The organism is Oxynema aestuarii AP17 (assembly GCF_012295525.1).
GTDB classification, from domain to species: Bacteria; Cyanobacteriota; Cyanobacteriia; order Cyanobacteriales; family Laspinemataceae; genus Oxynema; species Oxynema aestuarii.
Map to the genome: position 1 here is coordinate 3,325,001 of NZ_CP051167.1, position 21,839 is coordinate 3,346,839.

Below are 21,839 nucleotides of genomic sequence, written 5' to 3' on the forward strand. Positions count from 1 at the left end.
GAAATTTTCAACGAAGAATCTGGCATTTATAAGTCATCTTCGTTCGCTTCAGTGTCGATGGCACTCGTGAGGGGCGATCGTTCTAATAACAACGGTGAAAAACTAATTTCGAGGGAGTTCTCGGTGACGGGACGGCTTTTCCCTTGCAAATCGCGGACTTGACGAACCGACCACTGTTGAGGAATGTCAACCGTTCTCGTACCTTCGGGGTTCCAGAGGATCCAGGCGCGATCGCCTCCCTCCCGTTCCAGTTCGCAAGTCCAGGTCGATTGCCAGTCCGCCTCGCAACGCTTCATCCGCGACCCGACTAACCACCTTTGGATTTCCCCGTAAGCGAACCCGGCTGCGGTCATCGTTCGATTGTCTTCTTCCAACATCCGCAAGCTGACAATGGGATTGTAATCCCAATCGTACCAATAGAGCCGACGGACTCCTGCTTTCCAGTTGAGGATATACGATCGCGCCACGTAAGCCGCACTTTTTTGCGAATCTTCAAACGGTCGGTCTCCCAACCATCCCGCCTCCGTATTCCACAAAGGTTTATCGGCAACGCCATATTCTTTCATCACCCCTCGCACCTTGCCAATCAGATCGAGCATATTTTCTGGAGAACCCGGCATCACGTAGAAGTGGTAGCCGATAACATCGGCATAAGCGCCTCCCCCCGCCGCCAGATAATCCGCCAGCCATTGCACTCCCGGACTGCTGCCGCTATCCCCAGTGGCGGCGGGGGAAACCACGGTCACCGACGGATCCACGGCTTTGAGAATTTGGTACGCTTCTCGGGACAGTTCTAGCATTTTGTCTAAACTTCCGGTGTAAAACCGCTTGTAACCGTTCGGTTCGTTCCACAATTCGTAATAGTGAATTTTTCCCCGATAGCGGGTGGCGACGGTACGCACGAAGTCCCGCCAGTCTTCGATATTGGCGGGTTCTGCCGCATTTCCCGGGCCGTAACCGGAGGGTTCGTCGGGGCGCGCCGAGGCCCAACGAGGGGACAGACTGAGTACCAACAGCAGTTCGACGTTTTTTTCCCGGGCAATTTCGACGTAGGAATCTAACAGTTCAAAGTTCCATTGGTCTTGTTGCGGTTCCAAGTTGGGCCAGGCGACATAAGCATCCCAAAGTCGCCAGCTTCCGAAGGGAACGTAGGGCCATGGGGTGGGTTCGGGCGTCCGACGAGTGGTTTTAATGAGGTGGTGAATGTGCTTGCCGAACACAGTCCGTTCGATGGTGGGATTGAGGGGGCGATCGCCCCGATTGACACTGCCATCACTCTTCCAGAAGCCTTGAGTGACCAGTAATAGCAACAAGGTCGTTGCCAGCAAACCGATAAAAGTAGGGATCGTGCGTCGAGAGCGCGATCGCCAGCTTTGCAGCCATTGAGAAAGGGATTTGCTAAGTTTGAAATTCATCGAAAATCGGGGGTTTCGGTCGAACGGTGGCAGGCGGGAACGAGAGTCCGAGCGATCGCCATTGCTTCTAGAGTGCCCCAAATTTCTAGATCCTTCTCAGGGTGACCTCGGATCGTCCCCCAAATTCGTGCGGGGAGAACCGACGTGGGCGGATAACAGCCCATTTGAGCGATCGCCACTCCACCTGTCAAACTGAAAGAAAGCAAAAGTCTCTATCGACAAATAAAACGGTCAATAAAACTGTAAATAAACCTGCGAATAAACCTGCGATCGCGTCCTTCAACCTCCAACTCGACGCAGTGCAGTTGCCATCGATCCCGCGTAGAACAACCCTTAACCCATGCACAACCAACAGGTCTTACTCACGGGCGGAACGGGCGGACTCGGACTCGGCGTCACCCCAGAACTCCTCGCCCGAGGCGCCAAACTCACCCTACCCTATCGTCAACCCGCCGAGGTCGATCGCCTCAAACGCATCCTTCCCGCCGCCGAATTTACCAAAATTCGATTTATCCGAGCGGATCTCACCGACGAAGCCACCGTCGCCCAACTCGTCAACGACATGGGACGGGTGGACGCGGCGATCCATCTCGTCGGCGGTTTTTCGATGGGGAAAACCCACGAATATGCTTTTGATGCCTGGAAAGCCGACTTCGACTTGAATCTGCACACCACCTTTCTCGTGTGCAAACACGCCCTCGCCACCATGCTACAAACGGGTTACGGTCGGATCGTCACCGTCGGTTCTCGCGGAGCCGTCCGACCGGGCGCCCAGTTAGCGGCGTACTGCGCCTCGAAAGCGGCAGTAGTGGCCCTAACCCAGAGCATTGCCGAAGAAACTAAAGACACGAACATCACCGCCAATTGCGTTTTACCGAGCGTTATCGATACCCCCGCCAATCGGGAGGCAATGGGGGCGGAAAATGCACGAAACTGGGTCAAACCCGAGTCTCTCGCACAAACGATCGCCTTTTTAGCCTCTGAAGCGGCAGGCGATTTGCGCGGGGCGGCGATCCCCGTCTACGGCAGCATTTAGGCGATGCAAGCAACCCGCAGAGTTTGTACAATCGAACATGGATTTGCTAGACCAGTAGTCAACGTTGCGGGAGAGTCCCAGCGCGATGAAGCCCCTTTATTGTTCTCAAGGACACGACAATCCGCCCAACAGTCGGTTTTGCCATTATTGTGGCGAGGCATTGCCTTCGCCGACCGGGGGCATTTATCCGGGAACGATCTTGGGCGATCGCTACCGGATCGAGCGCGAACTCGGTCACGGAGGGTTCGGTCGAACGTATCTCGCTAAAGATATCAACCGTTTTGACGAACGCTGCACCGTCAAAGAATTTGCGCCGAAAGTTCAAGGCACTTACGCCCTCCAAAAAGCTGAGGAGCTGTTCGAGCGCGAGGCGGGAGTGCTGTACAAATTGCAACACCCGCAAATCCCCAAATTTCGCGAATTGTGTCGCACTCAGATCGGCGATCGCACCCGCCTATTTTTAGTCCAAGACTACGTAGACGGTCAGACCTACCGGGCCTTATTAACCGATCGCAAACGCCAAGGTCAACGCTTTAGTGAGGGAGAAATCGTCGAACTGCTCTTCGACATCCTCCCGGTTTTACAATACATCCATTCCCGAGGAGTCATTCACCGCGATATTTCCCCGGACAACATGATCCGCCGCGAATCCGATTGGTTACCCGTCTTAATCGACTTTGGCGGGGTCAAGCAGGTGGCGGCGACGGTAGAATCTCAAATCATTTCCCCCTCCGGTCCGGGAACCCCCGTTCCCGTGGCGACGCGCCTGGGAAAGGTCGGTTACGCGCCGGAAGAACAAATGCAATTGGGCATTGTCTACCCTCATAGCGATTTATATGCCTTGGGGGTCACGGTGTTGGTCTTGCTCACCGGAAAAGAACCCCAACAGCTTTTCCTCACCCAAACCTTAAGTTGGAACTGGCAGGAAGAACTCAAGCTCAATCCCGTTCTCGAAGGCGTTTTAAACAAAATGGTCGCCCAACGCAAAGGCGAACGCTACCAAAGCGCCCGGGAAGTCCTGCAAGCCCTTGCCCAACTCTCGCCCCAGAGGAACGGGGCGCCTTTGCCGCCCAAGGCGATCGGGCCGACCGATTTACCGACGGCGTTACCGCCAGAAATCCCCGGGAACGAACTCCGATCCCCGGCGGTGGTTTCGTCGGAACCCCAACCCCTGGAAACCACGGATCCGGACGTCGCCATACCCTTGCCAGGACGAGCGCCCTGGGCGACCACCGCCGTGGCGATCGCCTTAGTCGCCCTCGCCGGAATGGGCGGTTGGTGGGGCGGCAACCGTTGGGTGCAATGGCGCGCCAACCGGGCGTTACGGGAACAACCGGAGTTATTCGAGCCGATCCCCTCGGAACCCGTGGTCTCTTCGCGCTATTCTCCGGAAGAATTAGCCCGCAAAGAAGCCCTCCGCCAGCGTCGGCAACAATTGGCGATCGACTACAATTTCTACGTGGATCTCGTCAACGAGGTTTTTTACGAACAATACCCGGAACAAGAAGGTCGCACCCTCTCTTACGAAGAAGTCGATCGCCCCTGGCGCGAGCGCTGGGATGCCATTGCTGACGACCTGCTCGATTTCCTCGCCACGTTGAGCGAAAGCGCCCGCCAACAACTCGGCAACTACGGCGCCAGCGATCGCACGCGCTGGAAAGCGGCGGTCAACCGCCTCCACGTCAGCAGTCGCGCCTTATTCGACCTCGCCGACGCCCAGTTCTTTCACGACTTTCCATCCCAGCGCGATCGCGACTTCATCGAGCGTCCCCTCGGTCAGGTCTGGCACGCGATCGCCGCCGACCTGGTCGCTACCCTCGAATCCGGACAACGGTTAAGCACCCTGCGCTTCGATCCCGGCGCCTTCCGCACCGAAGTCGAAGGTACCCTCCAACCGGGAGAAGGTCGCATCTACATCGCCTCCATGCGTCGGGGTCAAATCATGCGCCTCACCTTACAAGCCAACAGCGCCACTTTATTCTCGATCTACACCCCCACGGGGGCGCGATCGCCCCTACTGGAAGATTCGCCGGACAGCACCTGGAGCGGACAACTCCCGGAATCGGGCTATTACGAATTCGTCGTCGTCTCCGATGCGCAAGTCCCGGTCTACTATCGGCTCAACCTCGCCGCCGATAATGTCTCTTCCCTCAACGTCGAGTGACTGGACTTTCCCCCATTCAACGCCCATCGATCGCGATCGCGGAAACTTGACGCCGCCCGCCTCGGTCAAAGAATAGAGACCCTCGACGACCGCCCCTCCCCCCGAACCGAGAGAGGGTATATTTTATAGATAACTTATATGAAGCTCCCTAAACATTTATCCTTTCACGGGCTCAATTTCAGCCCCATCAAGCCTCTGACTAACACGCAGTCGCGCCCGAGGAAGCGGTGGCAACGGCAACTCGCACCCCTGCTCGCCTTGACGATCGCGATCGCCAGTTTCGGTCACGGGATGGCGATCGCCGCCGAACGCTTGCGGATTCGCTTCGGCCCGTTAGAAACCACCCTCGAAATCGACGATTTGGAACGATTTGCCCGCACCGGGAAAGCCTCCGGAGACCTCGAACTCATCGAACCGTTCCTGATTCCCGAAATTCGCGAACTCCTGCTGCAGCGCGTGGACATCGACCCGGAGATCGCCGACGACGCGATCGACCTCCTGCTCGAATCGAGCGCCGGACAGCGTTGGATCCAGATGGTGTTACTGATGATTCCCGATAGCACCGTCGAACAGGTCAAAGCCGCCATCAAACTCGCCATCCGTCAGGCGGAAGGACTGAGTTTGATCGGCATCCTCAAAGCCTTACCCGGCGAGACCATCACCCTCGACGCCACCGCAGCGATCGCCGCCGCATCCCGCCTCAACCTTCCCTATCTCGAAGCCCAAATCTTGCGATCGCGCTTGGAAAGCGACCTCGAAACCGAAACCGACGGCCCGTTTACCGCCCCATTCGATCCCGCTTTACCCGGTTCGTATCCCGTCCGCGAGACCACGTTGACCCTCGCCGACCGCCAGCGCGATCGCGATATTCCCGTCGATCTCTACATCCCGGACGATCCCAAATCGCCCCTCGTGGTCATGTCTCCCGGTTTGGGGGGCGATCGCAGCTTTTTAACCTATCTCGCCCGCCATCTCGCCTCCCACGGCTTCCCGGTCGTCGCCGTCGAACACCCGCGCAGCAACCGCGCCAGCTTGTCGGACCGCCCGGTGAGTTTGGATCTGGGCCAACTGATGCCCCCGTCGGAATTCCTCGATCGCCCCCAAGATATCCGCTTCGTCCTCGACCGACTCGCAAGCGGCGACGGCGATCTTCGGGTTCCTCTCGATACGGATAACGTGGTGGCGATCGGTCATTCTCTCGGCGGTTATACAGTGTTAGCCCTGGCGGGAGCCGAACTCCGTCTCGACGACTTGCGCGAGGTCTGCGGCGATACGCCGGAGGCGTCGCGAAGCTATCGCCAATGGCTCGGCAAAGCTCCCGCAGACCTGTTGCAATGTACGGCGACCCAGTTATCGGGCAACCGCAAAAACCTGCGCGATCGCCGCATTCAAGGCGCGATCGCTCTCAATCCCGTCGTCGGCGAACTCTTCGGCGACAAAGGACTCGACCGCCTCGATACCCCGGTGGCGATCGTCGCGGCGACCGAGGACGGCTGGGCTCCGGCAGTGACCCACCAATTGCGACCATTTCTCGACCTACCGGAACCGAAATATCTGATAACGGCGATCGGGGCGTCTCACTTCAGTGCTACCGATCCGGACAATCCCGATGTTTTAGACCCGGAAAGTGAGAATTATCGCGTTCGCGATTCTCTGGAAAGTGAGAATTATCGCCAGCTGCTGCGCGGCGCGTCCCTGGCGTTCGTGGCCCAATTCACCCCCGAGGCGATCGCTTACCGCCCCTTCCTGACTGGGGCTTACGCTCAATCTCTATCGACTCCAACCGTTCCCCTGCGCTTGAATCGGGAAATTCCCAAACGCCTCGCGCGTTGGTTGGAATCGACCCGCGCCGAAATTACCCGCCGGGACTGACGGCGATCGCCACGATCGGGAAACCTTAATTATTCCTGAAAAAAGCAGAATTTTGATTTTGAACGTGGTACCTATTAGCAAATGCCTGCTAAAAATTACGGTTCCTATTGTCATCAATAACGCGATCGTCGGAAAAATAAAAGAACAATCTTTCCCCCTCGTTCGAGAGATTAAAATCGGATGTTTTTAATCTCTCGAAAAAAGTATTTTGACTGAAAAATATTGTTCGATCGCCGTTCTCGCCTATGGTGGGTTAAGCCGTGCAGTATTCCCAGGCAAACTTTTGGCTTAGTGGATGCGGTGTTTCTACAAGAATGACCGCTTCAATGAGTAGATTGAGACCCTAAAATTTACAGGACATACTCGTTCTCCGTAAATTCTCAGTGAATTTTATAATACCATTTTTCAAAAAAAATGAGAGAGATCGAGGGTAGGGATGCGGCACTGCCGTGTCCTTCCAAACGATCCATCTGCATCGAGGCTTTAGAACAATGGGATCGGAAGATCGATCGGGATTTTAACCTCGGCAGGGAACCGATCGCCCCTAAATTTACTCACAAGGAAGGGGGCGATCGCCGCAAATAAATCTGTAACATCGATCGCAAAAACAGGATTTTAATTCTCAACAATAATTGACCTTCTATCAATCAAGTAGTTTTTCCTTTGATGGCGATCTAAATGATTGAAGATGATTTTAAAGAATGAATGACAAAAACTCGAATGAAATAGATTAAAACATTATAAAAGATAACTAACTTGCCGTTCGAGTGCAGATTACAACGGATGATAAGATCCGGCGATCGCCTTGCCGCGAGCAAACTCGAAAAACCAGAGGAGGTTTCCATCAATGTTTATTCCAGAAAATCGAAAACACACCAACCCTACCCAAAAAGTGATTAACTTCCGCGATCGCCACTGGATCGCCAGACAACACGATCGATTTTTCCAGCATTCTCCCGACCTCTTGTGTGTCGCTGGCTTTGACGGCTATTTTAAATTACTCAACCCTTCCTGGGAAAAAATATTAGGATGGACCCCAGAACAATTACTCGCCGAACCTTATCTCGAACGAGTCCATCCCGACGATCGCCAACATACCGTAGACAAAGCGCGCCAACTACTCCACGGCGCCGAGGCGATCTCCTTTGAAAACCGCTATCGTTGCGCCGACGGTTCTTATAAATGGTTGTCCTGGACCGCTTCCGGCTTTCCCGAAGAGGGCCTCGCCTACGCCAGCGCCCGAGAAATTGGCGAATTTAGGGAAGTTTACGACGCCTTACACGCCAGTCAAGAGCGTTACAGGTGGCTCGCCGAACATACCACCGATTTAATTTCCAGACATGCACCAGACGGGCGCTATCTAGACGTTTCCGCCGCACTGACCCCCCTACTCGGGTACGAACCGGAGGAATGGATCGGCAAAAAACCGGATGATTTCTTGCATCCCGAAGATCGCGCGCAGATGCAACGATCGCGAAGGTCAAACGGCGAAATTCCCGATACCTACACCGTCAACTATCGCATCCGCGATCGCCGGGGTCGCGATCGTTGGTTCGAGAGTACCAGCTACGCGATCCGCGACTCCTATAGCGGTGAAATTGTGGAAATTCTCTCCATTTCCCGCGATATTGGCGATTTGGTCAGCGCCAGAGAAGAATCGATCGCCAGTCAAAAACGACTCAATCACCTCCTCGCACACAGTCCCGTCGTTCTCTACAGTTGGAAAGCCTCTGGAGATTACGCCGTCACCTTCATCAGCGAGAATATTAAAACCTTACTCGGTTACGAAGCGGGAGAATTTTTACGAGATTCCCGCTTTTGGGCCGATCGCATCCATCCCGAAGATCTGGGATGTTTCTTCGCCGGATTGACCCAACTGTTTCAGGAAGGACAGCACACCCACGAATATCGATGGCGTCATCAAGACGGTAGCTATCGCTGGATGCTCGATTCCATGCAACTGATTCGCAACAGTGCGGGATATCCGGTGGAAATTGTCGGATCGTGGCAAGATGTGACCGAACGCAAACTCGCCGAGTCGGAGTTAGCGAAAGAACGGGCCCTCTTGCGCTGTTCGATCGATTCGATCGGCGATCGCATCTTTTATCTCGACCGCGATCGAAAATATTTCGGTTGCAATCGAGCTTTTTCCGAAGCCGTCAACCTTCCGGAGAGCAAGATCGTGGGTCGATCGGCGGGGGACTTGTTCGGGGAAGATCGCCCCAACATCGGCGAAATTTTCGAGACCTTGCAACCGCGACGTTACGAACACCAGATCCGCGATCGCGGCGGACGCGAGATTCAACTCGAAACCATCGAAACCCCCTTTTTCGACGACAACGGCGCCCTCCTCGGGGCGATCGGCATCAGCCGCGATATCACCCGGCACAAACAAGCCGAGGCCGCACTTAAGCTCTCACACGATCGCTATCAAGAGAAAGTCCGGGATTTAGAAGCGGCCCTGCAAGAGTTGCAACAAGCCCAAACCCAGCTCGTCCAAACCGAAAAAATGTCCACCCTCGGCTTGCTGGTCGCGGGATTGGCCCACGAAGTCAACAATCCGGTCAACTTCATCCACGGCAATTTGAGTCACGTCAGCGAGTACACTCGGGATTTGCTCGCCTTGGTCGAACTGTACCGCCGGGACTACCCCGAGGCGGGTTCTCACATTCAGGAGAAAATCGAGGCGATCGATCTCGATTTTCTCAACGAAGACCTGCCTAAACTACTCGCTTCGATGCAAATGGGGGTCAATCGGATTCGCGAAATCGTCAAGAGTTTGCGTAACTTCTCCCGCGTAGACGAAGCCGAACTCAAACCCGTGAATCTGCACGAAGGAATCGAGAGTACCCTATTAATTCTGCACAATCGCATCAAACCGCGTCCAAATTATCCCGGCATTCAAATCGTTAAAGAATTTGGCGATTTACCTCTGGTAACTTGTTATCCGGGACAGATGAATCAGGTGTTTATGAATTTAATTGCTAACGCGATCGATGCCTTGGAAGAACATCAAGAATCCCTAACGCCAGAAGCACTCCAAGACCGACCGAGTGCTATTTTTATTCGCACGGAATCGATTGAGGCTACAGGGGACGGCGATCGCGATCGCGTTCGGATTTGCATTATCGATAACGGTCCGGGAATCCCTGAAAGGGTCAGAACCCACCTATTTAAACCCTTTTTCACCACCAAGCCCGTCGGCAAAGGAACGGGGTTAGGTCTGTCTATTTCCCATCAGATTATTGTCGAAAAACATCGAGGAACCTTGAGTTGTGAGTCTACGATGGGTCTCGGAACCCAGTTTTGTCTGGAAATTCCCGTTTCCCTACACGGCTAAAGTGCCACTGGAACTGGGAAATTGGCGATTCCTACCGCTTTCATGGGCGATCGCTCGACGACCGGAGGGGCGATCGGCGTAGGAATCCTTTAAAATGACAACATGGATACAGTTCTAGGTTTTTTAGTCCCGATTATCTTTGCCGCTTTTGGTTATACCGCAAGCGGTTTTAAAGTCGTCAACGAAGGGAACGAAGCCCTCGTCGAACGGTTGGGGAAATTCAACCGCAAATTAGGCCCGGGGGTTAACTTTGTCTGGCCGTACTTAGAAACCATCGTCCTCGAAGATACGGTACGGGAACAAGTCTTAGACGTTCCTCCCCAAAATGCAATTACCAAAGATAATGTCGCCATTAAAGTCGATGCCGTCGTTTATTGGAAAATCGTAGATTTGCGTAAAGCCTATTACGAAATTAACAACGTCGATTTAGCTATTAAAAATTTAACCTTGACGACGTTGCGATCGACCATCGGCCAAATGAAATTGCAAGAAACCTTTTATTCTACCGATCAAATTAACAAATCGGTTTTGACAAATTTAGACAAAGAAACTGCATCGTGGGGGTTAAAAGTTCTCCGAATTGAAGTCCAAGACCTCGACCCGCCAGCCACCGTGTTAGAGTCGATGGAACAAGAACAAGCAGCAGAAATTAAAAAGCGTGCGGCTATTTTAGAAGCTGAAGCCACCGCCGAAGCAATGGCTCACATTCTCCAAACCCTCGATACCAAACTCGGCAGCGAAGAAATTCTTAAATATTTAATTGCCAAACGCTATGTAGACGCGAACGAACATCTCGGAAAAAGTCCCAATTCTAAAGTAATTTTTATGGATCCGAAAGCCCTCTCTCAGGCATTGGCGGAATTAATTCAAATGCCTCCTCATTCCCCGTCGAACAATTCATCTAATGGTAATTCGCCGAATGGGGGAAACTCCGGTCAGAGTCAGCCGTAGGGATAAAGATCGAGCATTCAATCAAGCTAGAAATGCTTCAGATGGGCTAGTTTGAGTGCAAACCCTTATCGATAATGCTGTCAATTCAATCGGTAACTTGGTGATGTCCGATCCTGCTGTCGTCGTTTTTAGTAGCCTGTTACTCCCTCCGTCCCAAACGTTTATCCTCGCCCAAGGGGAGATGTTGGCACGTTTTCAAGCCCATTATGTCGGTTCCCGGCGGGTTCCCGGTCTGGATTTACCCCCGGAACGAACTTGGGTGGTCAATCGCGGGGGAACCCTGGGGAATTTGCGCGAAGCCTGGTTTAAACTGTCGGGATTCGATCGCCCCCTCCAGCAACACTTACAGCAGCTTTCCCCGGCGTTAATCCACGCTCAATTTGGCCTGAGCGGCGCTTTAGCCTTGCCGTTGGCGCGATCGCTCAAAATTCCCTTAATCGTCCATTTCAGAGGCGCCGACGCCACGATAAAAGAAGAAATTGCCCGCTATTCCTCCCTCAATCACTGGATTTATTTCCGGCGGCGCGATCGCCTCCAACAGGAAACCCAATTATTTCTCACCGTTTCCAAATTTATTAAAGAAAAACTGATCGAACAGGGATTCCCCCCGGAAAAAATTGTCGCCCACTATCACGGCGTCGATACCGCCCTATTTAACCCCGACCCAGATCTCCCTCGCGAACCCGTCGTCTTGTTCGTCGGTCGCCTCACGGAAAAAAAAGGATGCGACGATCTCATCCAAGCGATGGCAAAAGTCCAACAAGACATTCCCGAGGTCGAACTCGTCCTCATCGGCGACGGTCCGTTACGCGCCACCTTAGAAACCCAAGCCCGTCAATCCCTCAAAAAATACCGCTTTCTCGGGGTTCAATCCCACTCGGTCGTCAAAGACTGGATGAATCGATCGCGCCTCCTCGCCACCCCCAGCATCACCGCCTCGGAAGGGGATTCCGAAGGGTTGCCCAACGTCGTTTTAGAAGCGCAAGCAATGGGATTGCCCGTCATCGCCACCCTTCACGCCGGAATTCCCGAAGCGGTCATCGACAACGAAACCGGGTTACTCGCGGCGGAACGCGATCCAGACGCCCTCGCCGCTTATGCGTTGCGCCTGTTACGAGACCCGGATCTGTGGCAGCGTTTCAGCACCAAGGGGCGCCAGCACGTCTGCGCCAATTTCGATCGCGCCACCCAAACTCGGGTGTTAGAGGCGATGTACGAGAGTGTTTTGGACGAAGTGCGAACTCATCCTCTTTAAACTGCCAACAATTCCCTCAAAGCTTGCGCCAGTTGGCGATATTGTTCGATCGAATTATAAAGTTGCGCCGACAGTCGCAGCACGCAGCCCGGACGATCGATCGCGGGCATAATTTTCGTTTGAATCTGGTAGCGATCGCGCAATTGCCGTTCCAAACTGGAGGCGCGATCGGCCCTAACCCTTTCCGGTAAAGGAATCGACGCCATCGAGGCGATGAGTTCGTCGGGACAGGGGAGGGCAACCTCTAACGCCTCGACCACTATTTGACGCGCTTCTAACACTAAAGCGCGGTTTCTCTCCATCACGGCGTCCCAACCGCCGGGAAGCAGGGAACCGATGAAGTCAATCGCCACGGGAACGCTCAAATACGCACTCGGATCGTCGGTTCCGGTCCACTCAAATTCCAGTTGAAAGCGAGTGCGATCGCGTCGCGTTGAATTGGCGCCGTGACTGATACTCAGAGGTCGAATTTGCGCCTGTTTGTCGCGTCTGACGTAGAGAAACGCCGATCCTTTGGGCGCGCACAGCCATTTATGGCAATTTCCGGTATAGTACGCCACCCCCATCTCGCTTAAGGAGTCGGCGACGGCCCCGGGACCTTGGGCGCCATCTACCAAGGTGTCGATCCCGCGTTCGTTCAGTTCTCGGACTAATGAAGGAACGGGAAACACTAAGGCGGTGACACTGGTGACGCGATCGAGTAACACCAATTTCGTTTTGGGCGACACCCGCGCCATCACCGCATCTATAATCTCATCGGTACTGGCGATGGGAAAGGGAATCTCGGCGACGACGACCCGCGCCTTCGCCCGTTGCGCCGCAAATTCTAAGGCGTTGCGACTGGCGTTATATTCGTGGGTGGTGGTGAGTAATTCATCCCCCGGTTCAAAACAGAGCGATCGCAAAACCGTATTGACCCCGGCAGTCGCATTGGGAACGAACGCCAGATCTTGAGGGTCGGCCCCGACAAATTGCCCTAAATGTTTTTCCGCAGCATCTAAAAGCGGCTCGAAGGCTTCGGTAAAAAAGTGCATCGGTTGCCGTTCCATCTGCCGTTGAAAGTCCTGTTGCGCCGCTAATACAGCCAACGGACAAGCGCCAAAGGAGCCGTGGTTGAGAAAGGTGACCTTGGGATCTAATCCCCAATGGCGATCGAACGCGATCGCGGAAGGGTCGTAAATTGAAGCAGGATCGGACATAAAAAAATGGGGTTCTAGAGTGCGGATTTGAGTTGATTTTTCAACCTTCGATCCTTACATCTAAAACCCCATTTTTAGAACTCCCCGGGTAGGATTCGAACCTACGACCAATCGGTTAACAGCCGACCGCTCTACCACTGAGCTACCGAGGAATGCGCTCTCGTCGCTTTCGCGACCTTAGTAATAATAACCACAAACACCCTAAGATGGCAAGGGTTTTTTTAAAAAAATTTTTCCCCGGCGTGTTGATGGGCTAAAGACCCATTCTTAATTGGCTCAGACGCCGTTGAGATTCGGCATCGAGTCCGGAAATGAGAAAGCGGCTCGACGGTTGTTTGCGCGGCTGGTATTTGCGTCTTCGCTTGGAGGTCGTCGCTTCGACGGCTCTAGATAACTGATGGGCTGACATCCATTCGGCGCCGTAACCGACGGCGGTCAGTTGCAAGGCGCGGTCTGAGGTGGCGACGATCAGGCGCTGGGAACGGGTGTGAACTTCCCGTTTGAGTACGGCGCAGGTTCTTTCGATGAAGGAATCGGCAGTTTGATTGAAGTCGGTGTAATAGACCGAGAGGTTTTGGGTGACGATCTGGCGATCGCACCGGGCATCGCGATACTGGGAATCGAAGACGATCCGAGTATCGAGTCCTTCGTAAGCCCCGTAGTTGACCAGGGCTTCGATCAGTTCTTCTCTAGAGGCTTCTAAGCCTTCGCGATCGCGAGTCTGTTTGAGCGAAGGCCAAATCCCGATGATGTTGTAACCATCTACGAGCAAGACAGCTCGCCGTGAGGAGCGCAGCATGATTTTTCATTTAAAATTCTTTAAGATTTTTATAGTTTACACTAGGTTTTTTTAAGCTTTTATCAAATTGAAAAGGGGGCGGCGGGCGATCGCCCCTCGCTGCTAGGATTGCGAGTTTTTTTCGCAATCCGTCGATCGTTTTTTGAGGGTTTCCGGATCGCCCTGGGCCACTACTTTTCCTCCTTCGAGGAGAAATGCGCCGTCGCAGTAGTCCAGCTCGTCTAAGCGGTGGGTGACCCATAACGCCGTCATCCCCCGGGTCTTGACCAAATGGCGGACTTGGGCGACGAGATCGAGTTGGCTGTCGGGATCGAGCAGGGCCGTGGGTTCGTCGCATAACAGCACTTCGCAATGTCCCGCGATCGCCCCGGCAATGGCAATCCGTTGTTTTTGCCCGCCACTGAGGGCGTAAATCGGGCGTCGTTCCAATTCGAGCAGGTTGACCGCCGCCAGGGCCTCGCGCACGCGATCGCGGATCTGGACGAAGGACAGCCTCTCGCGCACCAAGCCAAACGCCACATCTGCCCCTACAGTGGGCATCACGAGCTGGTGATCCGGATTTTGGAACACGAAGCCGACCGACCCGGCGATCTCGACGTCGCCACTCGCCGGGGTCAGTAAATTCGCCAACAGCCGCAATAAGGTCGATTTACCACTGCCGTTGGTGCCTAAGAGCATCCAAAACTCGCCTTTGGGAACCTCCAACGAACAAGAGCGCAAAACCTCCGCCCCACTCGGCCACTGGAAGCAGAGGTCGGCCACTCGAATCGCCGGAACCTTCTTGAGATCGAGGTTTTCGCAGATCATGAGGTCAGCGCGGCAAATCCGGGCGCTTTCCCCGTGGTCGAGGTTCCGGTTTTTTCAGCCATTTGCACCGCAGCAATTTCACTGGCGAGGACGGCGACTCGTTTGCCGGGAATTTTGTCGCAGGTCAGTTCGAGAAGTTCGCTGCTGCCGCTACGGATGGCATTGAGGACGCGATCGTAAACTTCGCGGGCTTCTTCTTCGCTCTTGCGTTGTACCGACAAGGGCAAGGGGCTGTTTTTCACGGTCAAGTCAATCGTGTACATCGGCGTAATCTTAATAAAACGATCGGTTTTCACTCTTGCCAAAATCTTAGCATTCACCCGTGGGGGCAATCCCGAGGGCGATCGCCGCCGGGAGGCGATCGCCCGTCACCCTAAAACCATGTCGTCTTTTTCAGTATAAAATCCCTCGATTCCTGTCTCTATACCCCTCGAAGCGATCGCCTTCGTCCCCGAGTCCGTAGCGCTTCCCCCGGGAAAACATCCGTTAAAAAATTTATCGGCTCCCCCACGCGATCGGGCAAATCGCGTCAAAATATAAAATACCTGACTTGCCAGGGGGGGGTTTAAAAAATGAGGACCGTTCCCCTATAATGAGAAACATAGTAAAGAAACGTAAACTCCTCTACCCAGTCAACTCGTTTTCTGGTATGGCTCGTTTTCTGCTGTGGGCAAGTCAACGGCGAGCCGGAGTTACGTAAATGAAAGCCCACGTCCTTATATCTATTTGGAGAATTGCGTTATGACCATTGCAGTCGGACGCGCACAGACAGAGCGAGGATGGTTTGACGTCCTCGACGACTGGCTGAAACGCGATCGCTTCGTCTTCATCGGCTGGTCCGGCCTGCTGCTGTTCCCCTGCGCCTACCTGGCCCTGGGAGCTTGGCTCACCGGAACCACCTTCGTCACCTCCTGGTACACCCACGGACTGGCCTCCTCCTACCTGGAAGGCTGCAACTTCCTCACCGTGGCCGTTTCCACCCCTCCCAACAGCTTGGGTCACTCCCTGCTGTTCCTCTGGGGTCCGGAAGCTCAAGGAGACTTCACTCGCTGGTGTCAACTCGGCGGCTTGTGGACGTTTACCGCCCTCCACGGCGCTTTCGGCCTGATCGGCTTCTGCCTGCGTCAGCTCGAAATCGCCCGTCTCGTCGGCGTTCGTCCTTACAACGGCTTGGCCTTCACCGGCCCGATTGCCGTGTTCGTCAGCGTCTTCTTGATGTACCCCTTGGGACAGTCCGGTTGGTTCTTCGCCCCCAGCTTCGGCGTGGCGGCGATCTTCCGCTTCCTGCTGTTCCTGCAAGGGTTCCACAACTGGACCCTCAATCCCTTCCACATGATGGGAGTGGCCGGGGTTCTCGGTGGGGCGCTCCTGTGTGCCATTCACGGTGCAACCGTGGAAAACACCTTGTTTGAAGACGGCGACAAAGCCAACACCTTCCGCGCTTTCGAGCCGACCCAAGCGGAAGAAACCTACTCGATGGTGACCGCCAACCGTTTCTGGTCTCAAATCTTCGGGATTGCCTTCTCCAACAAACGTTGGTTGCACTTCTTCATGCTGTTCGTCCCGGTCACGGGCCTGTGGATGTCTTCGATTGGCATTGTCGGCTTGGCCCTGAACCTGCGCGCTTACGACTTCGTTTCTCAGGAGTTGCGCGCGGCGGAAGACCCCGAATTTGAAACCTTCTACACCAAGAACATTTTGTTGAACGAGGGGATCCGTTCTTGGATGGCTCCTCAAGACCAACCGCATCAGAATTTCGAGTTCCCCGAAGAAGTTCTGCCTCGCGGTAACGCTCTGTAATCGGGAAATTTCGTTAATATTTCTCGTCAAATCAACCCCCTGCCCGACGAAGGCGGGGGGTATTTTTTCGGGAATCGGAGAGAAAATGCGGCGATCGCGCGGCATTTTTTGAACTTGTGTGTTATGCTAACCCCAACATTCTGGAAACACGCACCGTTCAGGGTTAAAGGAGGTGATGCCCATGCAAGATAGTAGTAAACGCTTGGGTCATCAGTTTGAACTCGGTCGGCTGTGCGCCGGGGCCGTTCTCTAACTGCCCGTCTGAATTTTTGAATCGATCGCGCGATCGACTTCGATCTTTCAGACTCGCTGGGGGTTCCTCCCGGCAGTCAGACTTCAAACTGAAGACCCGCTACACCGCTCCCATCATTGGTGTCCCAGGTTCGCCCTGGATCGCCCCCGATGGGAGCGGATAGTCTTTTTGGAGGGATAATTGTCACGAGTGGAGCGATTCTGATGCGATCGCCTCGTTGGTGATTGTTATAATTAGCCCAGCGCCCAACTCGTGAAAAAGATTGAGGTTAGGTCCGATCCCTACCGTAAGGCAGACCATTCGAGCCGCCTCCTCAACTGATTTCGAGATCGCGCCACGCCATCGGTTCCACCGATCCCCGTGGCTAGTCGAGTGTAGATTCAGCAATTCAATACAGATGGCCGAGTTACTCAACTCCGAACAAATCCAAAGCGCTTTAAGCGAACTCTCCGGCTGGACCGTCGAAGGGAAAACCCTACAGTGCGAACGAACCTTTAAAGATTTTATCGAGGCGATTGCCTTCGTCAATCGCTTGGTCGATCCGGCAGAACGAGCGGGACACCATCCCGACCTGGCCATTTCTTACAACCGAGTCAAGATTAGTCTGACCACCCACGATGCCGGAGGGTTGACCGCAAATGATTTTGAAATGGCTAAGGTCATTTCAAAAATCTCCTGAGCAGCCCTTTGGTGGGCGATCGCACGGCATTCTCACCCAGCCAGCCTCTCAAGCCCGAGCCCCCGGACGTCTGTAGTTCGACTCCGAACGGCGAGCTCGACTCGACCGGGCGTTTTGGCCAATCTGGCGGGTGTACAATGATTGAGGTCTAGCTGTGAATAGCCATCAGAGAGTGAACCATCCCCCAATCCGGGCCCTTAACCATCCAGAAGATCTCGAATTGGAAGCCAATACCCGCGCCGAACTCGTCGAGCAGCTTTTGGATATCGGTGCGGCGCTTTCAAGTACCTACGACTTGGGAGAGCTGCTGACGTTGATCTTGACGAAAAGCCGAGAGCTGACGTGCAGCGATGCGGGGAGCGTTTACTTGATCGATCGCTCTGATGACATGCCCAAACTCTTATTTAAAGTCGCCCAGAACGAATCGAGACCGAACGTTTCCTTCCGAGAATTTGCCCTTCCCCTCACCCGCCAAAGCCTCACGGGATACGTCGCGCTCACCGGGGAAAGCTTGAATTTACCCGATGCCTACCACTTGCCGGAAGCGGTACCCTACCAGCTCGATCGCACCCTCGATCGCGACATCGGCTATCATACCCGTTCGGTGCTGGTGCTGCCCATGCAAAACCGCCAGGGGGAAACCATTGGCGTCGTCCAACTGATCAATCGCAAACTCGATCCGAGCTTGACCGTCAATCCGCAGAACGTGCTGGAGGTCACTCAAGCCTATTCCGAATGGGAAGAGCGGATCGTGCGATCGCTCGCCAGTCAAGCGGCAATTTCGATCGAGCGCAATCAACTGCAAGAAAGCATCGAAAATCTATTTGAAGGCTTCGTCAAAGCCTCCGTGCAAGTGATCGAAGCCCGGGATCCTTGTACCCGAGGCCATTCCGAGCGCGTTGCCGAGCTGACCGTGCGCTTGAGCGAACAAGCCAACAGCGTCACCAACGGCCCACTCCGAGAGGTGTGCTTCAGCGATCGCCAAATCCAAGAAATCCGTTACGCCGCCTTACTCCACGATTTTGGCAAAGTAGGTGTTCCGGAAGCGATCCTAGTCAAACAGAAGAAATTATATCAAGGCCAGATCGATGTCATTCGCCATCGTTTTGGCTTGGCCCGGCGCACCCTGGAAATGGAATGCGCTCAAGCCAAGTACCGTTATTTAATCGAACATCCGAGCCACATCCACGAGCATCCCGAAACGGTTTGCCCGCACTGTCAAGAGTTACAAGTCCTCGATGCCCAATTGGCCCGAGATATCGACCAACTCGATCGCTACTGGGATGTCCTGTTAGAGGCGAACGAACCCCGTATTTTAGCAGAAGAGCCTTTAGCTCGTCTTCAAGAGTTAGCCCAATTCACCTACCGAGATATTGACGGTCAATTAAAACCGCTCATCTCCAAGGAAGAAATGGCGCAACTGATGGTTCACAAAGGAAATTTAACTCCCGAGGAGCGATTGGCGATCGAGTATCACGTCACCCATACCTACGAATTCCTCAAGCGAATTCCTTGGACGAAAGATCTCAAAGACGTACCGACCATCGCCTACGGCCATCACGAAAAACTCGACGGGTCGGGTTATCCCAGAGGCTTAAAAGAAGAGGCCATTCCCATTCAAGCGCAGATTATGACCGTTGCCGATATTTACGACGCGCTGACGGCGGGCGATCGCCCCTACAAGCGCGGTTTACCCGTAGAGGCAGCCTTGAGAATCCTGCGTCAGGAAGCCGACCGCAACAAAATTAATGCCGATTTATTAGATTTGTTCGAGCATCGTCAAGTGTTTTCCGTTTTGGGACACAGTTTGGAAGTCGAACTCGAAACGGCCTGAACCTCGATTCGACCGTTCGGCGATCGGTAAACTCCCCATGCGGAACCTGCAACCCTTTGATTCAGTCAATTTTGGCCAGAGGGGGAGCGGGTCGATGCGCCTTCCCATCGGCGGGATGTGGCTCGGCGATCGCTCCGGCGTCTTTCCATCGGCGCCAGGAAGCTGAAATGGCCTCGGACAAAGGCTTGAGATTGAAGCAACCTTTCATTTTACGGTTGCAACTCAGATAAATCTGTTAATCTATAACAGAAATGGAAGTCAGTAGCCACTGCTTGAAAAACTTCCCCATTCAATTGAAGGGAGATTGCAGTGAGTGGCCTTCGGGTGAATCTACTCTTAAGAACCCGTGAGTCTCTCTACAAACAGGTGTGAGGATAAGAGGGAATATGTCTAAATTAATGTGGAATTCTCTGCTGGTCAGTCCAGCAGTTTTAGGAGCGTTATTCGTCGGCTCGACCGGGGCGATCGCCGCCGAAAGCCAAAGCACGCAAACCCCCGCGATCGCACAATCCGAGCAGTCCAGCCCCCTGCTGGCCCAAGCAACCGGAGAAGTTCTCCAGCAAATCGGCGAGTACAGCCAAGAAGGACGGGGCAGCGCCGCTAGCGGACAAGTCACCTCCGTCTCCCAACTCTCCGACGTCCAGCCCACGGACTGGGCCTTCCAAGCCTTACAATCCCTGGTGGAACGCTACGGCTGTATCGCCGGGTATCCCGACGGCACCTTTCGCGGCAACCGAGCCTTAACCCGCTACGAATTCGCCGCCGGGTTAAACGCCTGTTTGGACGTGATCAACAACCTGATCGCCGCCGCCGTAGACGACGCCCTCAGCAGCGAAGACCTGCTCACCCTGCAACGGCTCACCGAAGAATTTTCGGCAGAATTGGCCACCCTCAGAGGACGGGTAGACGCCCTCGAAGTTCGCACCGCCGAACTCGAAGCCAATCAGTTCTCCACGACCACCAAACTGTTTGGCGAATCGATCTTCGCCCTGGCGGGGTCGGAAGGCGGCAACAGCGTCGGCGGCGATACCGATAGCGGCGTCGCTTTCGGTACCCGTACCCGTTTAAACTTCGATACGAGCTTTACCGGAAGAGACTTGCTACGAACTCGCCTGCAGGTCACGACCCTCGACTCGTTCTCCGGAACCAACACCTTCACCCCCGAAGGCGACCTTAAATTTGCGGCAGATCCTTACGAGGAAGGCAGCACCACCGTCGCCTTAGATACCTTGCTCTACAGCGTCCCCGTCGGCGACGCGCAAGTCGTCTTTATGGCGAATGCCGGGGCGGCTGACGACTTTGCCAGCACCATCAACCCCCTCGACGGCGACGGCGGCAGTGGCGCCCTATCTCGTTTCGGTACCCGCGCCCCGATTTACAACCTGGTTCGCGGTTCCGGTGTGGGCTTGACCTACGACGCCGGGATGGCCGAAGTCAGCTTGGGTTACTTGGCAGAAAATGCTTCGAGTCCGACGCGCCGCAACGGTCTGTTTGACGGCCCCTACGGCGCTTTGGCGCAATTGGTGTTCAAACCCGTCAACGGCTTGAAATTGGGTCTGACCTACGTCAACGCCTACCGAACCGACATGCAAACGGGTAGCCAATTCGCGACCCCGGTCGAGTCGATCGCCCCGCCGGATGGCTTGTCCACGATTACTAATGCCTACGGCGTCCAATTGGGCTACGATAGCGGCACCTTCGCCTTGGGCGGTTGGGCCGGATACACCAACGCCCGCATCCTCGACGAAGGGATCAAAGGCGACCAAGGGATCTTTAACTGGGCCGTCACCCTCGGCGTCAACGCCGGACCTCCGGGAAGCCAAGCGGGTCTGGTCGTCGGGATGGAACCGAAAGTGGTTCGTTCCTACAACGATCAGGATTTAGAAGGCGCTCTCGAAGATGCGGATACCTCCCTCCACATCGAAGGATTCTATCAGTACCAGTTGACCGAGAATATCGCGATTACTCCCGGTTTCATCTGGCTGACGGCGCCGGATCATGACGATCAAAACGATGACGTGGTGATCGGGACGATTCGTACCACCTTCCGCTTCTAGATCTTTAAGTAATAGGCGGTTCGAGGGGCGATCGCCCCTTCTCGACCGCGCCAAAACCTTTAAAACCCCGCATCAAGCGGGGTTTTTTAATGGACTTGAGCCTCGTTCGACAGGCAGCAAAACTAAAAAGGTCGTTTCCAACGCGCAAGTGCAATTGGTAACAAATCAGACTGAAATCGATCGCCTAATAAGGTTAGAGAGAATAACCGGACGTCCATCCTACTCCACATTAACTCATGGGGAGTTGGGGGAGTTATAAGTCCCGCACTCTACCTCAAAGGTGAGCGTCGGGATACATCGACCCCCCGCCCTTGTCGATTCCCCACCCGGCGGGAAGGGCAAAGCCCTAGAATAGGGACGATGAGACCAGCAACCCGT

17 protein-coding genes and 1 tRNA gene are annotated in these 21,839 nt (G+C 54.5%); 10 read left to right on the forward strand and 8 right to left on the reverse strand.

Annotated features, from left to right (window positions below):
- Positions 1-26: 26 nt before the first annotated feature.
- Both HCG48_RS13555 and HCG48_RS13560 read right to left on the reverse strand, forming a co-directional pair.
- Positions 27-1,415 (reverse strand): GH39 family glycosyl hydrolase, encoded by a 1,389-nt coding sequence (locus tag HCG48_RS13555; protein WP_168569630.1) that lies wholly within the window; start codon positions 1,413-1,415, stop codon positions 27-29.
- Positions 1,412-1,621 carry a hypothetical protein gene (locus tag HCG48_RS13560; protein ID WP_168569631.1) on the reverse strand — a complete coding sequence of 70 codons (210 nt, stop codon included), beginning with the start codon at positions 1,619-1,621 and terminating at the stop codon, positions 1,412-1,414. The genes HCG48_RS13555 and HCG48_RS13560 overlap by 4 nt, the downstream gene beginning before the upstream one ends.
- Positions 1,622-1,755: 134 nt before the next feature.
- Here HCG48_RS13560 and fabG point away from each other — a divergent pair, with 134 nt between their 5' ends.
- From fabG to HCG48_RS13590, 6 genes are all read left to right on the forward strand, one after another.
- Positions 1,756-2,451, forward strand: a complete 696-nt coding sequence (fabG, locus tag HCG48_RS13565; protein ID WP_168569632.1) for a 3-oxoacyl-ACP reductase FabG — start codon at positions 1,756-1,758, stop codon at positions 2,449-2,451.
- A gap of 85 nt (positions 2,452-2,536) precedes the next feature.
- Positions 2,537-4,615, forward strand: coding sequence for a serine/threonine-protein kinase (locus tag HCG48_RS13570; RefSeq protein WP_210437032.1), 2,079 nt, complete (start codon positions 2,537-2,539; stop codon positions 4,613-4,615).
- A 138-nt stretch (positions 4,616-4,753) separates the two neighbouring features.
- Positions 4,754-6,487: an alpha/beta hydrolase gene (locus HCG48_RS13575; RefSeq protein ID WP_168569633.1), complete on the forward strand. Its 1,734-nt coding sequence runs from the start codon at positions 4,754-4,756 to the stop codon at positions 6,485-6,487.
- A gap of 847 nt (positions 6,488-7,334) precedes the next feature.
- Positions 7,335-9,827 carry a PAS domain-containing sensor histidine kinase gene (locus tag HCG48_RS13580; protein ID WP_168569634.1) on the forward strand — a complete coding sequence of 831 codons (2,493 nt, stop codon included), beginning with the start codon at positions 7,335-7,337 and terminating at the stop codon, positions 9,825-9,827.
- A 102-nt stretch (positions 9,828-9,929) separates the two neighbouring features.
- Positions 9,930-10,778 carry an SPFH domain-containing protein gene (locus tag HCG48_RS13585; protein WP_168569635.1) on the forward strand — a complete coding sequence of 283 codons (849 nt, stop codon included), beginning with the start codon at positions 9,930-9,932 and terminating at the stop codon, positions 10,776-10,778.
- A 103-nt stretch (positions 10,779-10,881) separates the two neighbouring features.
- Positions 10,882-12,033, forward strand: coding sequence for a glycosyltransferase (locus HCG48_RS13590; RefSeq protein ID WP_168569636.1), 1,152 nt, complete (start codon positions 10,882-10,884; stop codon positions 12,031-12,033).
- Here the strand turns inward: HCG48_RS13590 and HCG48_RS13595 are convergent.
- The 5 genes from HCG48_RS13595 to HCG48_RS13615 all read right to left on the reverse strand — a co-directional run bounded on the left by HCG48_RS13595 (position 12,030) and on the right by HCG48_RS13615 (position 15,158).
- Positions 12,030-13,232, reverse strand: a complete 1,203-nt coding sequence (locus HCG48_RS13595) for an aminotransferase class V-fold PLP-dependent enzyme (protein WP_168569637.1) — start codon at positions 13,230-13,232, stop codon at positions 12,030-12,032. The genes HCG48_RS13590 and HCG48_RS13595 overlap by 4 nt on opposite strands.
- Positions 13,233-13,312: 80 nt before the next feature.
- Positions 13,313-13,384, reverse strand: a tRNA-Asn gene (locus HCG48_RS13600).
- Between the two features lie 101 nt (positions 13,385-13,485).
- Positions 13,486-14,031, reverse strand: a complete 546-nt coding sequence (locus tag HCG48_RS13605; protein WP_168569638.1) for an NYN domain-containing protein — start codon at positions 14,029-14,031, stop codon at positions 13,486-13,488.
- 102 nt (positions 14,032-14,133) lie between these two features.
- Positions 14,134-14,838: an energy-coupling factor ABC transporter ATP-binding protein gene (locus HCG48_RS13610; protein ID WP_168569639.1), complete on the reverse strand. Its 705-nt coding sequence runs from the start codon at positions 14,836-14,838 to the stop codon at positions 14,134-14,136.
- Positions 14,835-15,158, reverse strand: coding sequence for a UPF0367 protein family (locus HCG48_RS13615; RefSeq protein ID WP_375339311.1), 324 nt, complete (start codon positions 15,156-15,158; stop codon positions 14,835-14,837). Before HCG48_RS13615 ends, HCG48_RS13610 begins: the two co-directional genes overlap by 4 nt.
- Before the next feature lie 421 nt (positions 15,159-15,579).
- Between HCG48_RS13615 and psbD the strand changes: the two genes are divergently transcribed.
- From psbD to HCG48_RS13630, 3 genes are all read left to right on the forward strand, one after another.
- On the forward strand, positions 15,580-16,638 hold the full coding sequence (psbD, locus tag HCG48_RS13620; protein ID WP_168569640.1) for a photosystem II reaction center subunit D2: 1,059 nt from the start codon (positions 15,580-15,582) through the stop codon (positions 16,636-16,638).
- 650 nt (positions 16,639-17,288) lie between these two features.
- Entirely contained in the window at positions 17,289-17,570 is a 282-nt protein-coding gene (locus tag HCG48_RS13625; protein ID WP_168569641.1) for a 4a-hydroxytetrahydrobiopterin dehydratase, read from the forward strand.
- A gap of 187 nt (positions 17,571-17,757) precedes the next feature.
- Positions 17,758-19,404 (forward strand): HD domain-containing phosphohydrolase, encoded by a 1,647-nt coding sequence (locus HCG48_RS13630; protein WP_246260118.1) that lies wholly within the window; start codon positions 17,758-17,760, stop codon positions 19,402-19,404.
- Positions 19,405-19,465: 61 nt separating this feature from the next.
- Here the strand turns inward: HCG48_RS13630 and HCG48_RS13635 are convergent, their stop codons facing one another.
- Complete coding sequence (locus HCG48_RS13635) at positions 19,466-19,612, reverse strand: hypothetical protein (RefSeq protein ID WP_168569643.1); 147 nt, start codon at positions 19,610-19,612, stop codon at positions 19,466-19,468.
- Positions 19,613-19,790: 178 nt separating this feature from the next.
- On the opposite strand from HCG48_RS13635, the gene HCG48_RS13640 reads away from it, so the two are divergent.
- Positions 19,791-21,461 (forward strand): iron uptake porin, encoded by a 1,671-nt coding sequence (locus HCG48_RS13640; RefSeq protein WP_168569644.1) that lies wholly within the window; start codon positions 19,791-19,793, stop codon positions 21,459-21,461.
- The last annotated feature ends 378 nt before the right edge of the window (positions 21,462-21,839 follow it).